This is a genomic window from Acetobacter malorum, from assembly GCF_002153605.1.
Classification (GTDB): Bacteria; Pseudomonadota; Alphaproteobacteria; order Acetobacterales; family Acetobacteraceae; genus Acetobacter; species Acetobacter malorum_A.
On the sequence record NZ_JOPG01000059.1, the window covers coordinates 1 to 8,610 of the forward strand.

Here is an 8,610-nt window from a genome sequence, read left to right on the forward strand (position 1 = left end):
AGTGTCACTGCGGGTTGATGCGGGTTCGAGTCCCGCAGTTCGCACCACAGACACCTGAAATAGCACGACTTTTCGGCTGAATGAGGGGCAAAGGCTGTCTTTGCTCCATCGTCCTTCCCCACCGAGGGAAGATTTTGTGCTCCGAGTCCGAGGCACCACCTACCACTTCCGCCGTATCGTTCCCCCTGCCCTGCGAGCAGCCTTAAACCGGCGGGAAATCTGGGTTTCTCTGAAAACCGGCTACCAGAATGAAGCCCGCAAAAGAGCGTCTCTGCTTCATGCCAGAACCACAGAACTCTTCTCTCAGGCTCATATGGCCCTCTCGGAACCGGATGCTTTAAACAGGCTTGAGGAACTGCGGGTTGCACTGCGGGATTTGCAGAGCGTGACTCAGCCTTCATCTGCTCAGGAAACGGGGTCCAAGAGGTGGACCCGTCTGTTCGGACAGTTTTTGGGTTTGAATAAGCTATACCCGGTTATTGTTATGCCGCCATTCTGACGGCGTTGCTGTTGGCCCGTCATGATACGCCTCATCGGGCGTACGTCCAGCCAGGGCCGTATGGGGACGTTGGCCGTTATAATGGGTGAGCCATTTCGTGAGCCCCACTCGAAGTTCTGATCCGGTCTCGAATGCGTGCAGGTAGACGCATTCGTATTTCAGCGACCGCCACAGACGCTCAATGAACACGTGGTAGGGCCAGCGCCCACGTCCATCCATGCTGATGCGGATCTGACGCTCTTCCAGGAGCCCGGTAAAACGGGGCGTCGTGAATTGTGAGCCCTGGTCCGTATTGAAAATTTCCGGGGCGCCATAGCGCGTAAAGGCATCCTGTAGCGCCTCGATACAGAACTCCGCATCCATCGTGTTCGACAGACGCCAGGACAGGATTTTGCGCGTGAACCAGTCCATGATCGCCACGAGATAGAGAAATCCCCGTTTCATGGGGATATACGTGATATCGGCACACCAGACCTGGTTGGGCCTGTCGATGACCAGATCCCGCAGCAGATACGGATATTTCCGATGCTCCGGATGGGGCACACTCGTGCGCGGCTTCTGGTAGATCGCCCGCAGACCCATGATCGCCATGAGCCGCCGGACCCGGTTGCGACCGACTCCATGTCCCAGGCGGCGCAGATGCCATGTCATCTGCCGTGAGCCATAATAGGGCGTTTCCAGGAACTGGGCGTCGATCAGCCGCATCAGCTCCAGATTGGCCTCGCTTTGTGACACAGGCCGATAGTAGACGCCCGACCGGTTGAGATGCAGCAACGTGCATTGCCGGATGATCGGCAGACGTGCTCGCTTCGGGTCAATCATCTGCCGCCTCTGATCACGCCCAACCGAGCAGAGGCATCGCGTAAAAAATCCCGTTCCACGAGCAGCTCGCCTATCTTCGCGTGCAGTTTCTCCACATCAGCAGGGCTGAACTGGGGCTCAGACACCGTCTTCCCGGAAAAGGTCGCTGCCATCCCCTCGATCGCCTGCCGTTTCCACTGGGCGATCATCGTCTGATGCACACCATGTTTCGACGCCAGTTCCGCCAGCGTCAGCTCCCCTCGGATCGCCTCCAGGGCAACCCGTGATTTGAACTCCGCCCCGTACCTCTTGCGCGTAACCTTGCCCATAAAACCCGTCCTCTTTCAGGTCGGACTATAGCTTAGACACCTGTCCGAAAAATGGGGTCCACCTCTCTCCAGGCACTGGAATCACGGCTTCAAAGCATGATGCATAAAGTCTTTACAGACAGCGCCGTGAGCAAAAAAGAAAAGGATATGCTGCGCGAGCAGATCAAAAGCCTCTCCACCCTGATTGTCGATCTGGGCAAACATCGCCCTGCTGGTTTGACTGAGGCACCCGCAGGAAGCCCGGTTGAGGATGCACAGCCCAAAACCCGCAAGCCGACCTCTCCGCCTCTTTCCACGATGGCTGAAAAATTTGTCTTTACTGACAAGGACAAGAGCGAGGACACCAAGAAAGCCACACGCAAAACCGTGGACCTCTTTATTGAAGCCTTTGGCGACATGCCGGTTAAGCAGATCACGGGCACGGTTGCAGGTGAATTTTTCGACCTGCTCTCTGATCTTCCTGCCACTCATGGCAAAGGAAGAACCGGCCTTCCCATCCGTGAAGCCGTTGCTCAGGCCCGCGAGCGAGGGCAGGAAACCGTCAGCGGGAAGACGGTGAAAAACCATTTCTCCCGTCTGTCCGCTCTATGGATGCATCTTGTGCAACGAGAAATGGCAGACCGGAATCCGTGGGCTGGTTGGGACTTCAACATCACAAAAAAGATCGTACGGCGAGGCTGGACAGATGATGAACTGACACTGCTTGCTCACACACCATGGAATGGCACATCGGTTTCCCGAGCCACATGGGCGGGGATCACCAGCGTTGGCATGTTCACGGGAATGCGGTTGGGCGAAATCTGCAATCTGAGACGTCAGGACATAGAAGTTATCCAAGGCATTCCGTGCTTTCATGTTCGTCCTCACCCGGAAGATCACTGGTCACCAAAGACGTCCGCAGGCACACGGATCATTCCCATTCACTCGCACCTGCTCACCATGGATGGGCTCGACCTGCTCAGAGATACCGGGGAGCACTACCTGTTCCCTGACCTCACGGTTTCATCGACAAGTGCGCGCGGGGACAATTTTGCTCGGGCTTTCTCAAAGCATAAAAAGCGTATCGGTATCCCTGAAGATGTGACGTTTCATTCCTTCCGTCATACTGTTTCCACCAAGCTCAGAAATCAGGAAGCCCATATCCGCGAACTGTGGATTGATACCGTGCTTGGGCATGAAGCCAGCCATAAATCGCAAGGGACGATGAACTATACCAGCGGAATTGAAGTCGCCAATTTGAAGCAGGTCATTGAAGCCCTGAGCTATCAACCCGAGTGCATCATGCCTTTCTGAAAGCCTTATGGTGACAGTCTTGTTTGCATAAAAAGAAAGTTCAGAAATCGGGTATCTGAATAGGTTATCTTTAGAAGGAGCCAGCAGTGCTCCATGGCTACCCAAAGGGTGCATGGAGCAAGCTGGTAAGGGGGAGAAATCTCTCCCGTTAACCCCCTCTTTAGAAGGAAAACCAGTTATGCCGATACCTCGCACTTCCCGCCTTTCCGTCCGTGCATCACCCAGCGAACTCACACTTTGGAGCCATATCGCGCGCAGTCATGGTCATGTGACCACGTCTGACTGGATACGCTCCTTACTGGCTTCCGCTGAGTTCTCGGGGGATGATGCTCCATCCGTTTCGGACGAACTCCGCAGACTACGCACCCAGCTTTCACGCGTTGGCAACAATCTCAATCAGCTTGCTCACTCGGCCAATTGTGGTGATGCAGTCCATTGCGGCTCTGTGCTGAACGATGTCGAAACCCTGATCCATCAGCTCGACCGCATTCTCTCACGCTCTCGCAAAAAACCTTCCAGAAGAACAGCCCGTCGCACGGGCGACACGACTGTTACCGTGCATTGATTGGCTGTGGTCATGTGCCATGATCGTCAAGGAAAGCAGGAATAAAACGCGCAGTGGTGCCCGGGCTTTAAGCCGTCATGTTCTGCATGGCGCGAAAAATGAAGCCATTCGCGTACTGGCTGGATCAGACTGGCTGATGCACGACCATATGCAGGAGGCAAAACGTGAGGATCTGACCTATGGTTTACGCCATATTGCTTTTAACCCAGCACAAGCCATGAGTGATGCCCAGCTTGCTGAGTTTGCTGGTCGTCTGTGTCAGGAACTCAAGGCTGATTCCAGTCATATGACCCTCATCATTCACCAGAAAGACGGATTGACACACGGTCACTTGATCTTACCAGAGTGGCAACAAGACCGCGTTCTTGAAAGCAGGTTTAGCTGGATGCGCCTTGAGAAAGTCGCCCGACTGGAAGAAATACGACTGGGCCATGCTCTCGTGCCCGGCAGACATGATAAGGCCATTGCAAAAGCCCTCCACAAGCAGGGATACCATCATGAAGCCGAACAGGTTGAAGCGCTCATCCCCGCTTCCGATGATCTCAAACCCCGCGCAGCCTATACGGCACAGGCCAGACGGATGGCGGAACGACAAGGTGTTGATCTGGCTACCCGGAAAACAATGGTGGCGCACCTCTGGTCTCACTCTGATGGGCTGAAATCCTTCCGCGCAGCACTGGCGGAACATGGCCTCAGGATGCGTGAAGGCGATCGACAACAAACACGACCCGGTGCCCATATTATTGAAGACGACAATGGTATTCTCATTGGAAGTTTCAGGCGCCTAACCAAAGTCAGACTGGCAGAGTTCCGAAAACTGCTTGCTGAAGAAAATACTTCCAGACAGAAGCCTGTAATTATACGACGTCCCAAAAGAAGCAAACTTCAGCAGGATCTGTATCGCAAACGGGTTGCGGATGTGGACCGGCCTGTTCGTTCTCCTCAGGCTGCCCCTCACACCGGCCCGATTATCAGAACCGTGGAAGAAGCACGCCTGCGACGTCTCCTCTTAAACGCTCTGCATGACAGACAAGCCGTCCTTGACCAACAGGCTCCCGCCATGAAGCGTCCCCTGCCGAACAAAGAGGTCATTCTGGCGCGATGGAGGAAGGACCTTCAGCCATACGAAAAACAACTGAGAAGCGCCTATGATCGCTATTGCGCAGCAAAGACGGCGTCCGAGCAAGCCGAGCAAAGCGTCTGGCAACGACTGAGTGGAAAACATAGAAGCCTACAAAAGCAGTTTGACCAGACCGCATTGGATTTTCTGGAAGTGCTACGGTTTGCCATTCAGGGACTGCTCTTTGTGGTTGGCCTGAGATCACGTCCACCTGATCCGATACGTCCTGTCCTGACTGAACGGAACAGACCCAGACTGGAGCACATCAAAACAAAATATGATGCGGAATTTGCCGCTCTGGCTAATCCGAAAAAACGTGAAAAATGGCTGAGCAACCAGTTTGAGGCACAAAGCCAGGCACGTCAGAGACAGATTTATGAATGGAACGAAAAACACCGCCCTGCCAAGGAACAGGCCCGTCGTGATATGTCCCTGTTTCGCTCTCTCCTCGACAGCAAACCGTTTTCTGCCGAGCAGGCAGAGTTTACAAAATTGGCATTACAGACGCCTCTGGAGGACAGCCTGCTTCAGGCACTCCAGAAGCCCATCATAAAAAACAGGCCCTGTCAGGAAAGACAGGGCCTGCATAACGGCTTAAACTGTTAAGGTAATTAAGCAGATTTTGCCGTTTTTGTCGCTTTCTGATTGTCTACGATGTAAGGGCCAGCCGCACGAACGGTGATGGACAGGATGCCCATTTTCCCGTGTGTCAGATGATCCCCAAGAGGCAATTCAGCGTCGCCATTTGTCCATGCGCAATCCGTCCAGTCGGTGGCATGCCAGCCCTCAGGTTTTTCTGTCTGAAGATGGGAGGTAATCTCGAACGACTTTTTGGCGCACAGCAAATGCACGTCTGCAACAGCCACACCCATGGAGCGACGATCATCCACAAACGGGCCGATCACATCAGACGGACGGCTGGCACGGGACACAATCCGCACAGACTGCGTATCAGGCGGCAGCATGAAACTATACTGCTTCACTGTCTTACGCATTGGACGCACAACAGCACCGGTTTCCGTGACCAGATGCAGGTCCGGGTCACTGGTCAGTTCAGGAGCAACAGGTGCCTGCTCTTTTGAGACCTTGTCTTCGCGCCATTCGAGGGCACGGAACAGCGGTTCGACAAAAGAACGCTCAACACCCAGCGGGGCACCGGCATCTTCTTCCCAGCTTTTAGTGGAACCAAACAGCGTGACCACTTTGCCTTCCTGTCGGAAAGAAGACCTGTTACCGGTATCCAGATAGCTTTCGGTCAACATGCCATCAGCCGTGATAACGGAATGCTGTTCGGTTTCCACATGGTAGTAATCGTAAGAGGTGATGGACTTATCGTAGAAGATCGACACCCCATTGACCAGCATCCGCACCGGCACAAACCGATCTTTGAAGAACAGACAGTGTTCAGCGGTAATCAGCATGTCCTTGTAAGGGATACCATCGGCAATAGCATCTTTAAGCACACGTACAGGCCAACCGGCTTCATCATCTGGTAAACCGTGGCGAACGTTAACATGGGATTTACCAACCCAGACAACAGGGCGCACGATGTCTGTATTATTCCGCCAGTCAAACGCGATAACTTCATCACCAATCTGGATGTCTTCAACTGCCACACTCCCCTGAGGAGTTCTTACCATACTGCCTGCCAGAAAGCAGGCAATGACTAAATAAACATCACCGTTAGCGCCGGTTATTGCACTCGCGACTACAGGATAATTATCTCCATTTACGTCAGTAAAATTTTCAAACTTAATAATTTGTTTCCCATCATTATCTTGCACTATCAAAGTTTTAGCGTCTTTATCATACGTTGTAGTCAGGCTTTCACCTGCTGTTAAATCATTATCATAATTTATTTTAATCGTATTTCCGTAAGTATAGTTTTTAATTACTATTGCCTCAGCATCATCCTCTTCATTTGGCCCATCAATTAAAAGGCTACCTTTTGGATTATTCTTAAAATCTACAGTAAAACCATCGTTGTTTGCTAAATTTCCTTTTAATTCAACGACTCCTCCGTCGATATTAATGATCGATGTATTTAGATTTGTGAGCCTATCCGCTACAAATGTCCCGCCTTCAGCTACGTTTACAATTCCCTTATTGAGATTTGTAGCAGCACGAACTTCAAAATTTCCACTTGATACATTAAGTGTTGATGAATTTAAATTTAAATTATTAACGCTTATATTTGCTCCATTAATAATATTTACAATAATACCTTGATTATTTGCATTAGTATAATCATCAAATCTAGCGCTAGTATCATAATTATATGTACCTGCGGTGTTATGGAAGTTCATATTATTTTTTGAATTTGCCATCTTGTTTTCCTATTTCCTGATTTACGCAAGTGAGGCAAGTCCCACCTGCTCCATGAAATTCTCCTCAGTTTTATTTCATACAAAAATTGTTTGCACAACAAAAACATCAACTGAAACAGAAAAATTCTAACAAATCTTTTTTGCGTAAATCAGGATTTAAGCAAGAAAACCTCATGATAAGATGCCCCTTTCCTGCAAGGTAAAGGGGTGGAGCGTGGGTCAGAAAATAGGATATGCACGGGTCAGCACAGTGGGACAGACCCTTGATATACAAGTGAAAAATTTAAAAGAATTTGGGTGCGTAAAAATTTACCGCGAAAAAGCAAGCGGTGCGAATGCCGAGCGTTCACAACTCAAAAAACTGATTGCCTCGGTGATTGAAGGTGACATCGTGGTTGTCACCCGTATCGACAGACTCGCCCGCAGTACTTTCGATCTCTTTTCTATAGTTAAAGATATTACGAATAAAAAGGCGCAGTTTCATTCAATAGCTGAACCATGGACTGACACCAGCACCAGCACCGGACGACTGATGCTGGCTGTGCTCGGGGGCCTTGCTGACGTCGAACGTGACCTGATCAGAACCAGAACATCCGAAGGCCGGGTCAGAGCCATCCAGCAGGGGAAGCAGATGGGACGACCATCCAGACTGACCACCGCGCAAAAACGAGAAATCAGAGTAAAAAGAAAAAACGGAACGACTCTCAAGTCTCTGGCAACAGCCTATGGGCTCAGTGAAAGTGCCGTCTCCCGAATTGCCCGGTCTCATGACACACTGCAACCAACAACAGAATCCCCATCCGACCCGTCTTTTGACGCGTGAAATTCTTTTCAGAAAACTGGAAGCTAGCTGAATCATCTTGCAAAATAGATATACATAAATTATTTTTGTTTATCTATTGTATGGGAGGTTCTTATGCAGGTTTCCAAATGGGGTAACAGCCTGGCTGTTCGCATTCCCTCACACATTGTCAAACAACTCGGCCTTCAGGAAGGCGACAATGTCGAGGCTCTTTTTACGCGCCTCAAATCCAAAGAAGAAGCACTTCGTTCCCTGAAAGAGATCGGCAAAAAACTGCCTTCAGGATTTCGCTTTGAACGCCCTAAAGACTGATGTCTCTCTTTCTGGATACGAACATCCTCCTCTATGCCATGATGGAGGAAGGGACAGAGAAGGCTGGTCTCGCTGACAGCATTCTTCTGGATCAAGACTGCCATATCTCGGTGCAGACGCTCAACGAAGCGACCAGCACGCTAAGACGCAAAACCAAACTTCCACTGGACGATATCAAAACACTCATTACGGACTTCCGGGGGCTGGTCACCATTCACCCCATCACAGAGGCCGTCTACAGTCGGGGTTGGGCCATCATTGAACGCTATAAGCTCCAGACCTATGACGCGATGATTTTAGCCTGCGCCATAGAAAACGGTATCGAAACCCTACTGTCCGAAGATATGCAGAATGGTCAGAAGATTTTCGATATGGTCACAATCATTAACCCCTTTCAGAAAACCGTCGATTAGGGTTAAACTGGCGTCTCCACGTTCCCAGATTGTTTAACCAACGCTGGGAACAAAAACACCAACCAGAAGACAGCACGTCGCATTCTTTTTGCTGTTTCAACGTGTTAGAAAAGTGTCACTGCGGGTTGATGCGGGTTCGAGTCCCGCAG

9 protein-coding genes are annotated in these 8,610 nt (G+C 50.8%); 7 read left to right on the forward strand and 2 right to left on the reverse strand.

Features of this window, described 5'->3' with window-relative positions; translation table 11 throughout:
* Positions 1–136 precede the first annotated feature (136 nt).
* Positions 137–499, forward strand: a complete 363-nt coding sequence (locus HK23_RS14925; RefSeq protein WP_086654384.1) for a DUF6538 domain-containing protein — start codon at positions 137–139, stop codon at positions 497–499.
* Here the strand turns inward: HK23_RS14925 and HK23_RS13735 are convergent.
* A protein-coding gene (locus tag HK23_RS13735; RefSeq protein WP_143217582.1) for an IS3 family transposase occupies positions 467–1,629 on the reverse strand; the annotation gives its coding sequence in 2 pieces (ribosomal slippage) (positions 467–1,371 and positions 1,371–1,629; 1,164 coding nt in all). The two genes, HK23_RS14925 and HK23_RS13735, sit on opposite strands and share 33 nt — an antisense overlap.
* A 126-nt stretch (positions 1,630–1,755) precedes the next feature.
* Between HK23_RS13735 and HK23_RS13745 the strand changes: the two genes are divergently transcribed.
* The 3 genes from HK23_RS13745 to HK23_RS14840 all read left to right on the forward strand — a co-directional run bounded on the left by HK23_RS13745 (position 1,756) and on the right by HK23_RS14840 (position 5,213).
* Positions 1,756–2,922 carry a tyrosine-type recombinase/integrase gene (locus HK23_RS13745; protein ID WP_256940221.1) on the forward strand — a complete coding sequence of 389 codons (1,167 nt, stop codon included), beginning with the start codon at positions 1,756–1,758 and terminating at the stop codon, positions 2,920–2,922.
* A gap of 178 nt (positions 2,923–3,100) precedes the next feature.
* Positions 3,101–3,487 carry a MobC family plasmid mobilization relaxosome protein gene (locus tag HK23_RS13750; protein ID WP_086654387.1) on the forward strand — a complete coding sequence of 129 codons (387 nt, stop codon included), beginning with the start codon at positions 3,101–3,103 and terminating at the stop codon, positions 3,485–3,487.
* Positions 3,488–3,506: 19 nt separating this feature from the next.
* Positions 3,507–5,213 (forward strand): hypothetical protein, encoded by a 1,707-nt coding sequence (locus HK23_RS14840; RefSeq protein WP_256940222.1) that lies wholly within the window; start codon positions 3,507–3,509, stop codon positions 5,211–5,213.
* A gap of 5 nt (positions 5,214–5,218) precedes the next feature.
* Here the strand turns inward: HK23_RS14840 and HK23_RS14845 are convergent, their stop codons facing one another.
* Positions 5,219–6,934 carry a Hint domain-containing protein gene (locus HK23_RS14845; protein ID WP_256940223.1) on the reverse strand — a complete coding sequence of 572 codons (1,716 nt, stop codon included), beginning with the start codon at positions 6,932–6,934 and terminating at the stop codon, positions 5,219–5,221.
* Between the two features lie 181 nt (positions 6,935–7,115).
* On the opposite strand from HK23_RS14845, the gene HK23_RS13765 reads away from it, so the two are divergent.
* The 3 genes from HK23_RS13765 (at position 7,116) to HK23_RS13775 (ending at position 8,461) form a co-directional block, all read left to right on the forward strand.
* Complete coding sequence (locus HK23_RS13765; protein WP_086654388.1) at positions 7,116–7,757, forward strand: recombinase family protein; 642 nt, start codon at positions 7,116–7,118, stop codon at positions 7,755–7,757.
* 93 nt (positions 7,758–7,850) lie between these two features.
* The gene (locus HK23_RS13770) at positions 7,851–8,048 is read left to right on the forward strand and encodes an AbrB/MazE/SpoVT family DNA-binding domain-containing protein (RefSeq protein WP_048836938.1); all 198 of its coding nucleotides are present in this window, start codon (positions 7,851–7,853) and stop codon (positions 8,046–8,048) included.
* Positions 8,048–8,461: a PIN domain-containing protein gene (locus tag HK23_RS13775; RefSeq protein WP_086654389.1), complete on the forward strand. Its 414-nt coding sequence runs from the start codon at positions 8,048–8,050 to the stop codon at positions 8,459–8,461. The genes HK23_RS13770 and HK23_RS13775 overlap by 1 nt, the downstream gene beginning before the upstream one ends.
* Positions 8,462–8,610: the final 149 nt, after the last annotated feature.